This is a genomic window from Geomonas sp. (genome assembly GCF_035254065.1).
In the GTDB taxonomy this organism is placed as follows: domain Bacteria; phylum Desulfobacterota; class Desulfuromonadia; order Geobacterales; family Geobacteraceae; genus Geomonas.
In genome coordinates, this window is the sequence record NZ_DATFBA010000381.1 from 1 (window position 1) to 15462 (window position 15462).

Here is a 15462-nt window from a genome sequence, read left to right on the forward strand (position 1 = left end):
GAGAAGGAAGGCTCCATCTCCAACTCCGGCCGCTGGACCCAGTGGCGTTACAAGGCGGTCGAGCCGCTGGGTGATGCCAAGAGCGACATGTGGATGATCGACCAGTTCTACAAGCGGATCAACGCGCTCTACAAGAAGGAGAAGGGTGCCTTCCCGGAGCCGATCACCAAGCTCGCCTGGGGCTACGGCAACGAGGAGCCGGAACCGGCCCTGGTGGCCAAGGAGATCAACGGCTACTTCCTGAAGGACACCACCATCAAGGACAAGGACAAGACCCTGGAGTTCAAGGCAGGCGACCCGGTGCCCATGTTCAAGTTCCTGGCCGACGACGGCTCCACCTCGGCCGGCTGCTGGATCTACACCGGCTCCTTCACCAAGGACGGCAACCAGATGGCGCGCCGCGACCCGGCCGACCCGACCGGGCTGGGGCTCTTCCCGAAGTGGTCCTGGGCATGGCCGGTCAACCGCCGCATCATCTACAACCGCGCCTCGGTCGACAAGGACGGCGCCCCCTTCAACCCCAAGCGGGCGGTGATCGCCTGGAACGGGCTGGAGAAGAAGTGGCAGGGGGATGTGCCCGACGGCCCCTGGCCGCCGATGAACGACGCCAAGGAAGGGAAGTACCCCTTCATCATGCTCCCCGAGGGGCACGGCCGCCTCTACGCCTTGGACCTGAAGGACGGTCCCTTCCCCGAGCACTACGAGCCGATGGAGAGCCCGGCCAAAAACATCCTCTCCAGCGTGCAGAACAACCCGGCGGTGGCGGTTCCCAAGAACGTCTCCAGCGATGCCGGCAAGTTCCCCTACATCGGCACCACCTACCGGATGACCGAGCACTGGCAGGCGGGCGCCATGACCAGGAGCCTCCCCTGGCTGGTGGAACTGGTCCCCGACATGTTCGTGGAGATCAGCGAGACCCTGGCGAAGAAGAAAGGGATCGCCAAGGGGGACAAGGTGCGCGTGCAGACCGAGCGCGGCACCATTGAGGCGGTGGCACTGGTCACCGCGCGCCTGAAGCCGCTCAACGTGGCCGGCAAGCAGGTCGAGCAGATCGGCATGCCGTGGCACTTCGGTTACGCAGGTCTCGCCAAGGGGGACAGCGCCAACCTGCTGACCCCGGCGGTGGGATGCGCGAACACCGGTATTCCGGAGTTCAAGGCGTTCCTGTGCAACATCGAAAAAAGGAGGGCCTAAGGGATGAGCTCCGACAAGATAGATTTCACTAAGACCAAGACCTTCCTGATCGACACCACCAAGTGCACCGGCTGCCGCGGCTGCCAGGTCGCCTGCAAGCAGTGGAACCAGCTTCAGGGCGAGCAGACCAAGTTCTTCAGCGGTGAGGGGTACCAGAATCCCCCCTCCATGTCCGAGTACACCTTCACCAGGATCAAGTTCAAGGACTACCAGAAGAACGGCCAGAACGAGTTCGCCTTCTACAAAGAGATGTGCATGCACTGCAACGAGCCGGCCTGCGCCTCGGTCTGCCCGGTAGGAGCCTTCCAGAAGACCGCCGAAGGTCCGGTCATCTACGACTCCAAGCGCTGCATCGGCTGCCGTTTCTGCATGATGGCCTGCCCGTTCGGGGTCCCCAAGTACGAGTGGAGCAAGGCGTTCCCGCTGGTGAGGAAGTGCACCGGCTGCTACAGCCGCATCAAGGAAGGGCTGAAGCCCGCCTGCGCCACCGCCTGCCCGACTGCCATCAGCTACGGCACCCGCGAGGAGATGCTGAAAGAGGCCGACAAGCGGCTGAAGGCGAAACCCGGCCGCTACTACCCCGCCGTCTACGGCAAGAACGAGGCGGGCGGTACCAGCGTCCTTTACCTGACCCACCAGCCGCTGGACGAGCTCGGCTTCAAGCCGGTCACCCAGCGTCCGCTGCCGTCCTACACCTGGCAGGCCCTCCGTTTCGTACCGGGCATCTTCCTGACCGTGGGCGGCACCCTGTCGGCGGTCTCCTGGTTCCAGCAGCGCAAGGACCGCATCAAGGCCGAAGAGGAAGGGAAGGCCGGGCACGGCAAGCACGACGCTAAAGACGAGAGGAAGGAGAACAGCCTATGACCGCCGCCAAGCTGGTAATCAACGAAATCAAGGGATACCACCGGTTCCTGAAATTCATGATGGTGCTGGTAGGCCTCGGTGCACTGGCATCCCTGGTCCGCTTCATCTTCGGACTCGGTGTCACCACCAACCTGAACGACACCTATCCGTGGGGACTCTGGATCTCCTTCGACGTGGTCACCGCCGTGCCGCTTGCGGCCGGCGCCTTCACCATCGGCATCGTGGCCCACGTCTTCCACATCAAGAAGCTGGAGCCGCTGGTCCGTCCGGCCATCGTCACCGGCTTCCTCGGCTACTCGCTGGTCTGCGTCGGGCTGCTGCTCGATCTGGGCCAGCCGCAGCGCGGCATCAACGTGCTCCGCTACTGGAACATCCACTCTCCGATGTTCGAGGTCTCCATGTGCGTCATGGCCTACACCACCGTGCTCACCCTGGAGTTCCTGCACCCGGTGGCCGAGAAGTTCGGCTGGCACCTGCCGCTCAGGCTGCTGCGTACCCTGGAGCTGCCGTTCGCCATCCTGGCGGCCATGATCTCCACCCTGCACCAGTCGACCCTGGGCACCTTCTTCCTGATCGCGGTCGATAAGCTGCACGCGCTCTGGTACAACCCGCTGCTGCCGCTGCAGTTCTGGCTTTCCGCCATCTTCACCGGCCTTTCCATCGTCATCTTCGAGGCGAGCCTGGTGCACAAATACATGGGGCAGCCGGACGAGTCCGACCTGCTGGCAACCCTGACCAAGATCATCCCCTGGGTGATGGCGGTCTACATCGCCATCAAGGCTTACTCCCTGGCCTTCCTGACCCACGGTCCGCTCTTCGACCGGCCGGTGCTCCTGGCACTGTTCCTGGTCGAGATCGGCGCCGGCGTGCTGCTCCCCTTCTGCCTGTTCCTGACCAGGAAGATAAGGACCGACAAGAAGCTGCAGCTCAGGGCAGCCAGCCTGGTGATCTTCGGCCTGGTCCTGAACCGCTTCAACGTCTCCATGTTCGGTATGGAGCAGCCGGGGAACCTGATCTACGCCCCGTCCATCATCGAGTCCCTGGTGACCATCGGCATCATCTCGGCGCACATCCTGTTCTTCGTGCTGATCGCCAAGTACTTCCCGATCTTCGAACACCACCCGGAGACCGTCGACTACTCGATCCCCGACCGCATGCACCGTATCGACGACGGCCGCAAGAGGGTTGGCGGCGAGGTGGAAGCCTAGAGCATTTTAGGGGACTGGTTCCGCAGGTGCCAGTCCCCCTCCCTTGGCTTTTTTAGCCGTTCGCCCTGAGCCTGTCGAAGGGGGGAAACTTCTTACGGCTTGTGAAAGGCGGAGATGTGGAGAGAGTGCTTCGACAGGCTCAGCATGAACGGCTCCACGCTCCGTTGGAATGGAAGGAGATTGCAGTGACGGATTCGTTGGCAAGGGTAATAGAGCAGAGATCGGTGTGGTCCCAGGACGGTAAAGAGTCACCGTGTCTTGGCCTTCTTCCCGACGTCACCGGCGTCATCCTGGCCGGAGGCGCCTCCCGCCGCATGGGGAGCAACAAAGCCGTCCTTCCCTACGGCGGGACCACCCTCATCGAACGTATCTACCGCCAGATCAGCACCCTCTGCGGGGAGGTGATGGTAGTCACCAACAGCCCGGAGGTCTACCCATTCCTCCCCTGTCCCAAGGTGCAGGACATCCACCCCGGCAGGGGCCCCCTCGCCGGCATCCACGCCGCCCTTTCCCACAGCAAGACTGGCTACATCCTCGCGGTCGCCTGCGACATGCCCTGGATCAATCCCGACCTCGTGCGCGGACTGGCCAGCGGGCGTGAGGGGTGGGACGTGATCGTTCCGGAAGGGGAGAAGGGGATGGAACCCCTGCACGCCCTTTATTCCACCCGCTGCCTCCCTGCCGTGGAGAAAGCCCTCTCCGACCACCGCGGGCGGATCGTCTCCTTCTTCGACGAGGTCCGTGTCAAGGTGCTGCTCCTCTCCGAGACCGCCGAGCTCGACCCCGGCCTGCGCGCCTTCCGCAACATCAACACCGTCCAGGACTACCTCGCCCTCGATCCCCGCGCTTAAAGTCACCATCCAAGGCAGCGCCGATTCCCAACCATTCACGTGCTTCCTTATACGCTGGCTCAGCGTTCCCTCCCCTCCGAGGTGAGGGGCAGGGGCTTGCCGGCCGTAGCCTTGGGCAGAGGCGGGTGAGGATGGGGTTGACACAGACGTCCCTCACGCTATATATACTTTTTTGCATAATTCGTCTTTCCCAACATTCCCTCTCCCGAAGGGGGAGGGCCAGGGAGGGGGGGTGAAGCCGGCGCAAAGAAGCTGCCCCGCCATGCTTCGCAGCCCTGCCGATGGTAGGACGGGCGCCGCCCACCGCACCGGTCCGGTGCGCACAGAGCAAGCGGCATACGCTGAGCCAGTCCAAACGGTGACGTCATCAACTCTGCAGATTCAGGGGGAAAAATGGTCAAGGAAGGACGAAGGGATTTCGACGCGGTGGCCCAACAGTGGGACCAGGAGCCGCGCCGGCAGAAGCTGGCGGAGGACGTGGTGGCCGCCATCAGGAAGGAAGTCCCCCTCAGCAAAGAGATGAATGCCCTGGACTACGGCTGCGGCAGCGGTCTCGTCACTCTCGGGCTGCGTCCGTACGTGAAGAGCATCACCGGCGCGGACAGCTCGCAGGGGATGCTCGATGTCCTGAACGCCAAGATACGGCAAGGGGAACTCGGCAACGTCGAGACGAGGCTGCTCGATCTGGAAGAGCGGGTGAACCTCCGCAGACGGTACGATCTCATTGTCAGCAGCATGACGATGCATCATGTCGACGACGTCGCTGCCCTGATCGGAGCTCTGTCGGACGGATTAAGGAGGGGGGGCTGGCTGGCGATAGCCGACCTGAAGGCGGAGGACGGCAGCTTCCACGACAACCCGACCGGAGTGCTCCATGCCGGGTTCGAGCCGAGCTTCCTGAAATCAGTCTTCGAGAGCTGCGGTCTTTCAACCGTCCGGGTCGTTACCGCCGCCGTCGTCGACAAGTCCAATGATCGGCACAACCAGGTGTTGCTCTGCGTGGGGAGGAAGGAAGGCTAACCCTGCCCCTCCCTTCCCCCATCCAGCAGGATCACCTCCGCAACATCGCCGGCAGCCAGGGCCACGGCGGGAGGCAACTTCAACAAGCCGTTGCTTCTCACCATCGAAAGGATGTTGGCGGACCCCTGGTTCCCGGCCACCGCCACTCGCGGTTCATCTTCCTGGAAAGAAACCAGTGCCCTCACCAGGGTCGGTCGCTCTCCCTTATTGGCAAGCGGTTCCTGCAGACGGGCCTTGATGACCGGCCTCATCACCCGGCTGCATCCCCTCATCTTCAAAAGGGCCGGCCTTACGAACAGCTCGAAACCCACCATCGCGGCCACCGGGTTCCCGGGGAGCGCGAAGATCGGCTTGCGGTCCAGCACTGCAAACGCCACCGGCTTGCCCGGTTTCATGTTGACCTTCCAGAAGAGGATGCGTCCTCCCAACTCCTCGATCGCCACCTTCACGTAATCCTTGTCCCCCACCGAAACCCCGCCGGTGGTGATCAGCAGGTCGGCAGTGGCCAGCGCCTCGCGGATCGCACGCTTGGTCGCCTCGAAATCGTCGGGTGCTATGCCGAAGTCGACCGGTGTGGCACCGGCCTCTTTCAGTTGGGCGGCGATGGCGATGCTGTTGCTGTTGACGATCTGCCCTGGGTGCGGAGTTTGCCCAAGCGGCAGCAACTCGTCTCCGGTCGCCAGGATCGCCGCGGTAGGCTTGGCAAAGACCGGCATGGTGGTCATGCCCAAAGACGCCAGCATGGCAATTTCCTGGGGGCGGACGATCTTGCCTTGGGCGACGACCTGCTCGCTGGCCTTCACATCCTCACCGCGACGCCGGATATGGGAGCCCTGCCGGGGGCCGGCGGTCAGCCGGATCTCACCCGCCAGCGATTCCGTCTCCTCGATCGGCACCACCGTGTCGCAGCCGGGAGGAATGGGGGCGCCGGTCATGATCTTCACCGCGCAGCCGGGCGGTACGGCGTCGAACTGGGGATGGCCGGCGGCGAGAAAGCCGGAAACGGGGAGGCGGTCGCCGTGTACGAAGTGGAAGGAGAAGGCATAGCCGTCCATGGCCGAATTGTCGGTTAGGGGGACGTCGAACGGTGACAGGATATCGCGGGCGAGAACCCGTCCCAGTCCCTCAACCAGGGGGACCTCTTCCATCGGCAGGCGCGCAGTATGCTGCAGGATGACACCTTGGGCTTCCTCAATGCTGACCATGGAGCGCTCCTTTGCTGGATCAGTAGTGGCGATGAACGTCCGTCATCAAGTGCCCCCCTTGATAAAGGAGGGACAGGGGGGATTTACCTTTGTTTGTATGGTGGGCACTGCCACCGAATTGGACGGGGGCTTCGAAAGGCATGGTGGGCGCTGCCCACCCTACTTGTGATGGTGGTCCTGGAGACGCGCGAACTCCTCCGGGGTGTTCACGTTGATGAAGGACCTCCCCTGGTCGGCGAAGGGGGCCAACTCCTCGACGGTGACATAGCGGGTGCGCAGCATCGGGTAGAGGTCGTATACTCTGAAGTTTCCCCGCTCCAAAAGCGTCTGCATGGCCGGAAGTGCGCTCTTCGCGTACACGGCGAAAAGCGGCTCCAGCGCCTCGGCGGTTTGCGCGACCACGCAGTCGTAGCCCGCCTTGAGTGAGCAGAGGTGCCGCAACAGTCCCCGGTTGGGGTAGGGCATGTCGCAGGCGGAAACGAAGACGTGTTCGGTCGCGGCGTGAAAGAGCCCGGTATAGAGCCCGCCCAGCGCGCTCCCCGGATAGATGTCAGCCAGGAACTTCAATCCGTAGCGTGCGTACTGTGCTTCCTCCCGCCCGACGAGGCAGGTGGTGGCGAAGCTCTCCCGGAACACCGAGAGCACCGTCTCGAAGAGGGGCGCACCCTGCCAGCAAAGAAAGGCCTTGTCGCGCCCCATGCGGCGGCTTTGCCCTCCCACCAGGATAACCCCGGTGATGTCGTGCTGGATTATGGCCACTCAGTCAACCCATCCTCACCCGCCTCCGCCCAAGGCTACGGCGGGCAAGCTCCTGTCCCTCCCCCCTCCTTCGCCAAGGCTTCGACGGGCAGGCATTGAAGGGGTAGGGACGCCGTTGGAACTTATCGAAAGAAAACGCTCCGCGTTCCCCCCTTGATAAAGGGGGGACAGGGGGGATTGCCTTTTTGCCGTCGTCAGTTTTGCGGTTTTTCGTCGTCCTTGGGATTTATTACGCGCGGTTCGTCGTTCATCCCCTTCTTGAAGCTCTTCAGGGTCTGCCCCAGGGAGGAGCCGAGTTGGGGTAGTTTGGACGGTCCAACTATCAGCAGAATAACGACGAGAATGATGATGAGTTCAGGGATGCCAAAGCCGAACATGAAGTCTCCTGTCTGTGACGCTAATTAATAAGTATTTCTTTATATCAGCCTGATCAAGATCTGGCAAGACAGTGGACAGAATATACCATTTTCCCCGCGTTCTTCCAAAGAAAAAGAGGCTCCTTTTCAATGTGATAGCTGCTTTATAGTGAGCTTCAGGTGGCACTATCTTTAAATGTATTGACGGCGGGAGCCGAAGCTGCGTAAAATCCATCCATTTAGACAGTAAGGAAGCAGCGTGGAACAAGAAAAGAAGCTCTATCTGGAGACCTTCGGGTGCCAGATGAATGTGAGCGATTCAGAGAAAATCGTCGGGCTGATGAGGGGGATCGGTTATGGAGAGACCAGCGATCCCGCCCATGCCGACCTGATCCTTTTGAATACCTGCAGCATCAGGGCGACCGCCGAGCAGCGGGTCTATGGGCACCTCGGCAAGTTCAAGTCGATCAAGAAAAAGAAGCCCCGCCTCATCATCGGGGTAGGGGGGTGCGTGGCCCAGCAGGAAGGGGAGCGGCTCCTTGAGAAGGCCCCTTTCGTCAACCTGGTCTTCGGCACCCACAACCTGCACCTTCTGCAGGGGATGGTCACCGCGGCCGAGAGCGGCAAGCGGAGCATCGAGACAGATTTCCTGGACGACGAGAAGAGATTCGACCTCTTCCCGGCCGCGGGGAAAGATGGCAGCGTCACCAGGTTCGTCACCGTCATGCAGGGGTGCGACAACTTCTGCGCCTACTGCATCGTCCCCCACGTCCGGGGGCGCGAGATCAGCAGGAGCGCTGCCAAGATAGTCGACGAAGTTGCCAAGCTTACCGAAGCCGGCGTCAGCGAGGTGACCCTGCTCGGCCAGAACGTCAACTCCTACGGTCTCAAGACGCCGGGAGAGCCTGACTTCGCCGATCTGCTGAAGATGGTGGCAGAGCTAGAGGGGCTTCAGCGGCTCCGCTTCACCACCTCGCATCCCAAGGACATCTCGGAGCGGCTGATCGCCTGCTTCGCCGAAATACCGAAGTTGGCGCCGCACATTCACCTGCCGGCGCAGTCGGGAAGCGACCAGGTGCTGAAGAGGATGAACCGCGGCTACACCCGCACCGAGTACCTCGCCAAGGTCGCCGCCTTGAAGGAAGCCTGTCCCGGGATCCAGATCACCGGCGACATCATCGTCGGCTTCCCGGGCGAGGACGAGGCGGCATTCGAAGAGACCATGACCCTGGTGGAGGAAGTGGGCTATGCCGACCTCTTCTCCTTCATCTACTCGGCGCGTCCCGGGACCAAGGCTGCCGATTTTGCCGACGACACCCCGCGCGCCGACAAGCAGCGGCGGCTGGAGCGGCTGCAGGCGGCACAGAAGCGGAGGACGCTCGCACAGAACCAGGCCCTGGTGGGGAGCGTGCAGCAGGTGCTGGTCGAGGGGTTGAGCAGCACCGGCGACGCCTTGTTCGGCAGGACCGGCGGCAATCGTGGTACCGTCCTCTCCGGCGATCCGTCGCTGGCCGGGCGGCTTTTGGATGTGAAGATCGTCGAGGGGTTGCAGACGCTCCTCATGGGCGAGATCGTGCAGGTCTGATCGTGGAGGGTTGCTAGCATGTATCTTGAGATGAAGGTATTCGGATTCGCTCTCGATGGTATTGCGCAGATGCCGGTGATTATCCTCAAAGATGCCGATGAGAAGAACACGGTTCCGGTCTGGGTGAGTGCGACGGAGTCGGTATCCTTTGCGGCGGAATTCCTGAGCCGCGAGCTTTCCGTCAGAAGTGGCCGTAAGGACGTTTTCTGCGCCCTCATCGACAAGTTGGGGATGAAGGTGAGCGGCATCGTCATCGAGAGCCTGAAGGACGGCGTGTTCAACTCCTTCGTGCGGCTATCCGCCGCGGACGGAGAAGAGGTCTGCGTGGATCTGCACGTCAGCGAGGCGATGCTCCTTTCCCTCAAGTACCGTCTCCCCGTGCTGGTGAACGACGAGCTCCTGGAGCAGGTCTCCAGTCTCGACATGAGCGAGGAAGGGCTCACCGGTGAGAACAACGCCCGCCGTTTCGTCGATTACCTCGATCAGCTCGACCCCGCCTCGATGGGGAAATACCCGATGTAAGGAAGCATCGTTCCCGAAGTCCAAGCATCAATGACGAAAGGCATTTTAACAGCGATAAAGGGGATGAAGGGGATAAAAGCAAAAGAAGAAAGTTTTTAAGACTTTTGCTTTATCCCCTTCATCCTGTTCATCCCTGTTACTATGCCTTTTTTGTTTTCGTCCTGTTTTTGCCTATCGATTTCCGTCCTAATCTCTCTCTATATGTTGATATACTCACTAATGAAGAGTAAGGTGAGTAGCAGACCGCTTTTCTCAATCTTAATCTCGTCTTTGAGGTGTCCCTATGCGCGAAGCATCGTTCGAATTCCTGAAACAGTTACTGACGGCACCGAGCCCTTCAGGGTATGAGCAGCCCGCCCAGCGGGTTTTCCGCTCCTACATATCGTCCTTTGCCCAAGTCGGCACCGACGTGATGGGCAACGTCTTCGGCTTCATCGAGGGCGCCGGTGACAACCGGCCCCGGGTCATGCTGGTCGGCCACTCCGACGAGATCGGCCTGCAGATCCGCTACGTCGACGACGACGGTTTTCTCTACTTTTCCGCCATCGGCGGGGTCGACCCGCACATCACCCCCGGCGCCCGGGTCCATGTCCACACCGCCAAGGGGACGCTGAACGGCGTGATCGGCAAGCGCCCGATCCACCTGATCGAGCCCAAGGAGCGCGACAACGTCATCAAGCTGGAGAAGCAGTTCATCGACATCGGCGCCTCCAACAAGAAAGAGGCGCTGGAACTCGTGCGGGTGGGCGATCCGATCACCTTCGCGGTGGGGCTCGAGCGGCTGGTCGGCGACCGGGTGACCTCGCGCGGCCTGGACGACAAGGCGGGGAGCTTCGTGGTGGCCGAGGTGCTGCGCCTGGTCTCCGAACTGCCGGCGCAGCTTCCGGTCGATCTCTACGGCGTCTCCTCCGTGCAGGAGGAAGTCGGCCTGCGTGGCGGCACCACCAGCGCCTACTCGGTCAACCCGGACGTCGGGATCTGCGTGGAAGTCGATTTCGCCACCGACCAGCCCGACGTGGAGAAGAAGCACAACGGCGAAGTTTCCCTGGGCAAGGGGCCGATCCTGCCGCGCGGCGCCAATATCAACCCGGCGCTCTTCGACCTTCTCTCCGACACGGCCACCCAGCAGGGGATCGCGGTCCAGTACACCGGCATCGCCCGGGCCACCGGCACCGACGCCAACGTGATGCAGATCTCCCGTAACGGCGTGGCGACCGCCCTGGTCAAGCTGCCGCTTCGCTACATGCACACCCCGGTGGAGACCCTGTCGCTCTCCGACCTGGAGGCGGCCGCCAAGCTGATCGTCGCCACCCTGGCCCGCATCACCGACAAGGACGCCTTCATCCCGGTCTAACCTCGTCGCCTTTCGCCTTCTCACCCCTCCCCCTCCGGGCCTGTCCGCCGGAGCCTTCAGGCGGAGGAGGGAGAGGGGCGGGAGTGAGGGAAGCCGGCGCAACCTACCCTGCGGATTTCAGGCAGAGTCAAAAGCTGGCCCACGGATGACGCGGATGTAACGGATTGACGCAGATTACGGCAAAAAAATCAGGGTTTGGATTTACCCTCAAAGAATCTTTTTCCGTGAAAATCCGCTCGATCCGCGTCATCCGTGGTCAGCAGTTGACGTGCAGTAATCCGCCAAGATCAATGCCATGAACAGCCGCGCTGAGGGAAAACGCGGTTCGGTTTTTTTTCGTGCCCTTTCGTGCCTTTCGTGGTCCCCCGGCTGTTGATGTATTTGCTTTAATTCACAGGCTTTTTGTAGTTTTATTAGTCTAATTTTAGTTGACTTGGAGGGCGGCTTGTTCTAGATTTTTCGGTTAATATCCTGACCGGCCCACAACCCAAAAGGAGTCAATTTTATGTTAGACAGCAGCATCCCCGAAGGACTTACGTTTGACGATGTCCTGCTCCTCCCTGCCCACTCCCTCATCCTTCCCCGCGATGTCGATCTCAGCACCAGACTGACCAACAACATCCAGCTCAACATCCCGCTGGTCAGCGCAGCCATGGACACGGTCACCGAGTCCAGGGCCGCCATCAGCATGGCTCGCGAGGGGGGACTCGGCTTCATCCACAAGAATTTCACGATCGCAGAGCAGGCGATGGAAGTAGACAAGGTCAAAAAGAGCGAATCGGGGATGATCGTCGATCCGATCACCATGCGCCCCAACCAGCGCATCCGCGAGGCCCTGGAGATGATGGCCAAGTACCGCATCTCGGGCGTGCCGATCACCAAGGCCAACGGGAAACTGGTCGGCATCCTCACCAACCGCGACCTGCGCTTCGAGACCAACCTCGACCTCCCCATCTCCGCCCGCATGACCAAGAAGAACCTGGTCACCGTGCCGGTGGGAACCACCCTGGAGCAGGCCAAGGAACACCTGAAACACACCCGCGTAGAGAAGCTGCTGGTGGTCGATGACGAGAAGAACCTGAAGGGTCTCATCACCATCAAGGACATCGAAAAGATCAAGAAGTACCCCAACGCCTGTAAGGACTCGCTGGGACGCCTGAGGGTAGGGGCCGCAGTCGGGCCGACCCCCGACGCCGAGGCCCGCATCGACGCCCTGGTGAAGGCCGGGGTCGACGTGGTGGTCATCGATACCGCCCACGGCCACTCGCAGGGTGTTCTCGAAGCGGTGGCCAGGATCAAGGGGGCCTTCCCCAACGTGGAGCTGGTGGCCGGCAACATCGCCACCGCCGACGCCGCCGAGGCGCTCATCAAGGCCGGCGTCAACGCTATCAAAGTCGGCATCGGGCCGGGCTCCATCTGCACCACCCGCGTGGTGGCCGGCATCGGCGTCCCGCAGATCACCGCCATCGCCGAGTGCTCCAAGGTCGCCAAGAAGTACGGCATCCCGATGATCGCCGACGGCGGCATCAAATACTCCGGCGACATCACCAAGGCCGTGGCGGCCGGTGCCGACGTGGTGATGATCGGCTCCCTCTTCGCCGGCACCGAGGAATCCCCCGGCGACACCATCCTCTACCAGGGGCGCGCCTACAAAGGCTACCGCGGCATGGGCTCCATCGGCGCCATGAAGGAAGGGAGCAAGGACCGCTACTTCCAGAGCGACGTGGAGAGCGACATCAAGCTGGTCCCGGAAGGGATCGAGGGGATGGTGCCGCTGCGCGGACCGCTCTCCGCCAACGTGCACCAGCTGATGGGCGGCCTGCGCGCCGGCATGGGCTACACCGGCAGCCGGACCGTTCCCGAGCTGCAGCAAAACGGCCGTTTCGTGCGCATCACCGGCGCAGGTCTCAAGGAATCCCACGTCCACGACGTCATGATCACCAAAGAGGCCCCCAACTACCGCGTCGAGAAATAAACCATCCCACCCAACCCTTCTCGCGTTCCCCCCTTGATAAAGGGGGGACAGGGGGGATTGCTTTCTGAGGACTAAACATGACCATCGATATCCATTCCGAGAAGGTGCTGATCCTTGATTTCGGCTCCCAGGTGACGCAGCTCATCGCCAGGCGGGTGAGGGAACAGAGCGTCTACTGCGAGATCCACCCCTACAACATGTCGCTGAACAAGATCAAGGAGTTCGCCCCCAAAGGGATCATCCTTTCCGGCGGCCCCTCCAGCGTCTACGACAAGGAAGCACCCCATTCCGATCTCGGGATCTACGACCTCGGCATCCCCATCCTCGGCATCTGCTACGGCATGCAGCTGATGACCCAGCAGCTGGGCGGCCGCGTGCAGCGTTGCGACAAGCGCGAGTTCGGGCGCGCCAGCCTGCTGATGGACGGCGCCAGCGAGATCTTCAGCGGCTTCGACGGCTCCGCCGAAGTCTGGATGTCCCACGGCGACCGCATCGAGGCGATGCCGGCCGGCTTCAAGCTGATGGCCCACACCGAAGGGTGCCCGATCGCCGCCATGAAGGACGAGAAGCGCCGCTTCTACGGCGTACAGTTCCATCCCGAGGTGGTCCACACCCCGCGCGGCGACGAGATGATCGGCAACTTCCTCTTCAACGTCTGCGGCTCCAAGCCGACCTGGACCATGGCGAACTTCATCGAGACAGAGATCGCCAACATCCGCGAGAAGGTCGGCACCGGCAAGGTCCTCTGCGCCCTCTCCGGCGGCGTCGACTCCGCCGTGGTCGCCGTCCTCATCCACAAGGCCATTGGCGACCAGCTGCAGTGCGTGTTCGTCAACAACGGCCTGCTCAGGAAGGGGGAGGCCGAGAAGGTGGTCAACCTCTTCACCAAGCACTTCCAGATCAACCTCGACTACGTGGAGGCGACCGACCGCTTCCTGAACAAGCTGGACGGCATCTCCGACCCCGAGCAGAAGCGGAAGATCATCGGCAACGAGTTCATCTACCTGTTCGAGGAAGAGGCCAAGAAACTTGGCCAGGTCGACTACCTGGCACAGGGGACCCTCTACCCCGACGTGATCGAGTCCGTCTCCACCAAGGGCCCCTCCGCCGTCATCAAGAGCCACCACAACGTGGGCGGTCTCCCCGAGAAGATGAACCTCAAACTCCTGGAGCCGGTGCGTGAGCTTTTCAAGGACGAGGTGAGGCTGTTGGGCAAGGAGCTCGGCATGCCCGACGAGATGGTGTACCGCCAGCCGTTCCCCGGCCCGGGGCTTGCCATCCGCTGCATCGGCGAGCTTTCCGCGGAGAAGCTCGACATCCTGCGCGAGGCCGACGCCATCGTCATCGAGGAGATCCGCAAGGCCGGGCTCTACCGCGACATCTGGCAGTCCTTCGCCGTACTGCTGCCGGTGAAGACCGTCGGCGTCATGGGCGACGCCAGGACCTACGAGTACACCTGCGCGCTGCGCGCGGTCAACTCGCTGGACGGCATGACCGCCGACTGGGTCAAGCTCCCCTACGAGATCCTGGGCAGCATTTCCAGCCGGATCATCAACGAGGTGAAGGGCGTCAACCGCGTCGTCTACGACATCAGCCAGAAGCCCCCCGCAACCATCGAGTGGGAATAGACGATCGCAAAACCATCTGATATAAACAATCGCGGCAGCCGTTATCAACAGCTGCCGCGATTCGCGTTTGTAGCTTCCACTCCCCTGGATCCGCTCATCCTACATCCCCCCCTTGTTAAAGGGGGGCCAGGGGGGATTTGCCTTTGATTCTTTCCCCAAAAGGAGCCCCAAACCACCATGCTCCCCATCAAACTCCTCATCTTCGACTTAGACGGCACCCTGATCAATTCCCTTCCCGATTTGTGCGATGCCACCAACGCCATGCGCGAGCACTTCCAGCTCTCCACCTTGTCCGATAAAGAGGTACGCAAACTGGTAGGGCAGGGCGCCCGCTCCCTGGTCGAGCGAGCCTTGCCCGGCGCGACGGCCGCACAGGTAGAAGAGGGCCTGAGGGTCTTTCTCGACTACAACCTCGCCCACATAGCCGACAAGACCAGGCTCTACCCGGGCGTGGTCGAGACCCTGGAGACCCTGCATCACCGGGAGCTTGCCCTGAGCATCGTCTCCAACAAGAACGTGGCGCTCTGCCGCGAGGTGCTGGCGAAGCTCGGTATCGAGAAGTTCTTCCCGACCGTGATCGGCGCCGATTCCCTGCCTTTCCGCAAGCCCTCCCCCGAGCCGCTGCTGGCCGTGCTGAAGAAGTTCGGAGCGGCCACCCGCGAGAGCGTGATGATCGGCGACAGCATCAACGACATGGCCGCCGGCGAAGGCGCCGGCGTCATCACCGTCGGCTGCTCCTACGGCTACGGTGACCAGAGCGAGCTGGCCGGCGCCGATTTCATCGTCGCCGACTTGCCCGCCCTGCTGGACCTGCCGATACTGGCCTAGCCGATGCCGTTGGCCCTGAATCTTTCGTCCTTCCCTATAACTCCCTCGGCCTCCGCCAACATTCTCCCCTCGCCCTCCGGGAGAGGGGCGGGGGTGAGGGAAGCCCCGCATCC

Annotated in this window: 14 protein-coding genes; 11 read left to right on the forward strand and 3 right to left on the reverse strand. The window is 62.0% G+C overall.

What is annotated here, in order from left to right:
- The 5 genes from VJ604_RS18075 to VJ604_RS18095 form a co-directional block, all read left to right on the forward strand.
- Positions 1 to 1194: molybdopterin dinucleotide binding domain-containing protein (locus VJ604_RS18075; protein ID WP_324084935.1), on the forward strand; the 1194-nt coding region annotated here is incomplete at its 5' end.
- 3 nt (positions 1195 to 1197) lie between these two features.
- On the forward strand, positions 1198 to 2058 hold the full coding sequence (locus VJ604_RS18080; RefSeq protein ID WP_324084936.1) for a 4Fe-4S dicluster domain-containing protein: 861 nt from the start codon (positions 1198 to 1200) through the stop codon (positions 2056 to 2058).
- Positions 2055 to 3266: an NrfD/PsrC family molybdoenzyme membrane anchor subunit gene (nrfD, locus tag VJ604_RS18085; RefSeq protein ID WP_324084937.1), complete on the forward strand. Its 1212-nt coding sequence runs from the start codon at positions 2055 to 2057 to the stop codon at positions 3264 to 3266. Before VJ604_RS18080 ends, nrfD begins: the two co-directional genes overlap by 4 nt.
- A gap of 185 nt (positions 3267 to 3451) precedes the next feature.
- Positions 3452 to 4117, forward strand: a complete 666-nt coding sequence (gene mobA, locus VJ604_RS18090) for a molybdenum cofactor guanylyltransferase (RefSeq protein WP_324084938.1) — start codon at positions 3452 to 3454, stop codon at positions 4115 to 4117.
- 393 nt (positions 4118 to 4510) lie between these two features.
- A complete protein-coding gene (locus tag VJ604_RS18095) occupies positions 4511 to 5137 on the forward strand; it encodes a class I SAM-dependent DNA methyltransferase (RefSeq protein WP_324084940.1) in 627 nt (208 codons plus the stop codon).
- On the opposite strand, the gene VJ604_RS18100 is transcribed toward VJ604_RS18095, so the two are convergent.
- From VJ604_RS18100 to tatA, 3 genes are all read right to left on the reverse strand, one after another.
- Positions 5134 to 6342, reverse strand: a complete 1209-nt coding sequence (locus VJ604_RS18100) for a molybdopterin molybdotransferase MoeA (protein ID WP_324084941.1) — start codon at positions 6340 to 6342, stop codon at positions 5134 to 5136. The genes VJ604_RS18095 and VJ604_RS18100 overlap by 4 nt on opposite strands.
- Before the next feature lie 159 nt (positions 6343 to 6501).
- Positions 6502 to 7101 (reverse strand): molybdenum cofactor guanylyltransferase, encoded by a 600-nt coding sequence (mobA, locus tag VJ604_RS18105; protein WP_324084942.1) that lies wholly within the window; start codon positions 7099 to 7101, stop codon positions 6502 to 6504.
- Between the two features lie 194 nt (positions 7102 to 7295).
- The gene (gene tatA, locus VJ604_RS18110; protein WP_324084943.1) at positions 7296 to 7478 is read right to left on the reverse strand and encodes a twin-arginine translocase TatA/TatE family subunit; all 183 of its coding nucleotides are present in this window, start codon (positions 7476 to 7478) and stop codon (positions 7296 to 7298) included.
- Positions 7479 to 7716: 238 nt separating this feature from the next.
- Between tatA and miaB the strand changes: the two genes are divergently transcribed.
- From miaB to VJ604_RS18140, 6 genes are all read left to right on the forward strand, one after another.
- Positions 7717 to 9042, forward strand: a complete 1326-nt coding sequence (gene miaB, locus VJ604_RS18115; RefSeq protein ID WP_324084944.1) for a tRNA (N6-isopentenyl adenosine(37)-C2)-methylthiotransferase MiaB — start codon at positions 7717 to 7719, stop codon at positions 9040 to 9042.
- Between the two features lie 18 nt (positions 9043 to 9060).
- Positions 9061 to 9564, forward strand: coding sequence for a bifunctional nuclease family protein (locus tag VJ604_RS18120; protein ID WP_324084946.1), 504 nt, complete (start codon positions 9061 to 9063; stop codon positions 9562 to 9564).
- 283 nt (positions 9565 to 9847) lie between these two features.
- Positions 9848 to 10918, forward strand: a complete 1071-nt coding sequence (locus VJ604_RS18125) for a M42 family metallopeptidase (protein WP_324084947.1) — start codon at positions 9848 to 9850, stop codon at positions 10916 to 10918.
- Positions 10919 to 11423: 505 nt separating this feature from the next.
- On the forward strand, positions 11424 to 12893 hold the full coding sequence (guaB, locus tag VJ604_RS18130) for an IMP dehydrogenase (protein ID WP_324084948.1): 1470 nt from the start codon (positions 11424 to 11426) through the stop codon (positions 12891 to 12893).
- Positions 12894 to 12970: 77 nt separating this feature from the next.
- A complete protein-coding gene (gene guaA, locus VJ604_RS18135) occupies positions 12971 to 14521 on the forward strand; it encodes a glutamine-hydrolyzing GMP synthase (protein WP_324084949.1) in 1551 nt (516 codons plus the stop codon).
- 177 nt (positions 14522 to 14698) lie between these two features.
- Positions 14699 to 15349: an HAD family hydrolase gene (locus VJ604_RS18140; RefSeq protein WP_324084950.1), complete on the forward strand. Its 651-nt coding sequence runs from the start codon at positions 14699 to 14701 to the stop codon at positions 15347 to 15349.
- Positions 15350 to 15462 lie beyond the last annotated feature (113 nt).

What these genes read in the sequence shown, in the direction of transcription:
- VJ604_RS18095 (WP_324084940.1), top strand. Translation starts at nt 4,511, where the DNA reads ATGGTCAAGGAAGGACGAAGGGATTTCGACGCGGTGGCCCAACAGTGG.
- VJ604_RS18100 (WP_324084941.1), bottom strand. Translation starts at nt 6,342, where the DNA reads ATGGTCAGCATTGAGGAAGCCCAAGGTGTCATCCTGCAGCATACTGCG.
- VJ604_RS18125 (WP_324084947.1), top strand. Translation starts at nt 9,848, where the DNA reads ATGCGCGAAGCATCGTTCGAATTCCTGAAACAGTTACTGACGGCACCG.
- VJ604_RS18080 (WP_324084936.1), top strand. Translation starts at nt 1,198, where the DNA reads ATGAGCTCCGACAAGATAGATTTCACTAAGACCAAGACCTTCCTGATC.
- VJ604_RS18140 (WP_324084950.1), top strand. Translation starts at nt 14,699, where the DNA reads ATGCTCCCCATCAAACTCCTCATCTTCGACTTAGACGGCACCCTGATC.
- VJ604_RS18120 (WP_324084946.1), top strand. Translation starts at nt 9,061, where the DNA reads ATGTATCTTGAGATGAAGGTATTCGGATTCGCTCTCGATGGTATTGCG.
- guaA (WP_324084949.1), top strand. Translation starts at nt 12,971, where the DNA reads ATGACCATCGATATCCATTCCGAGAAGGTGCTGATCCTTGATTTCGGC.
- tatA (WP_324084943.1), bottom strand. Translation starts at nt 7,478, where the DNA reads ATGTTCGGCTTTGGCATCCCTGAACTCATCATCATTCTCGTCGTTATT.
- nrfD (WP_324084937.1), top strand. Translation starts at nt 2,055, where the DNA reads ATGACCGCCGCCAAGCTGGTAATCAACGAAATCAAGGGATACCACCGG.
- guaB (WP_324084948.1), top strand. Translation starts at nt 11,424, where the DNA reads ATGTTAGACAGCAGCATCCCCGAAGGACTTACGTTTGACGATGTCCTG.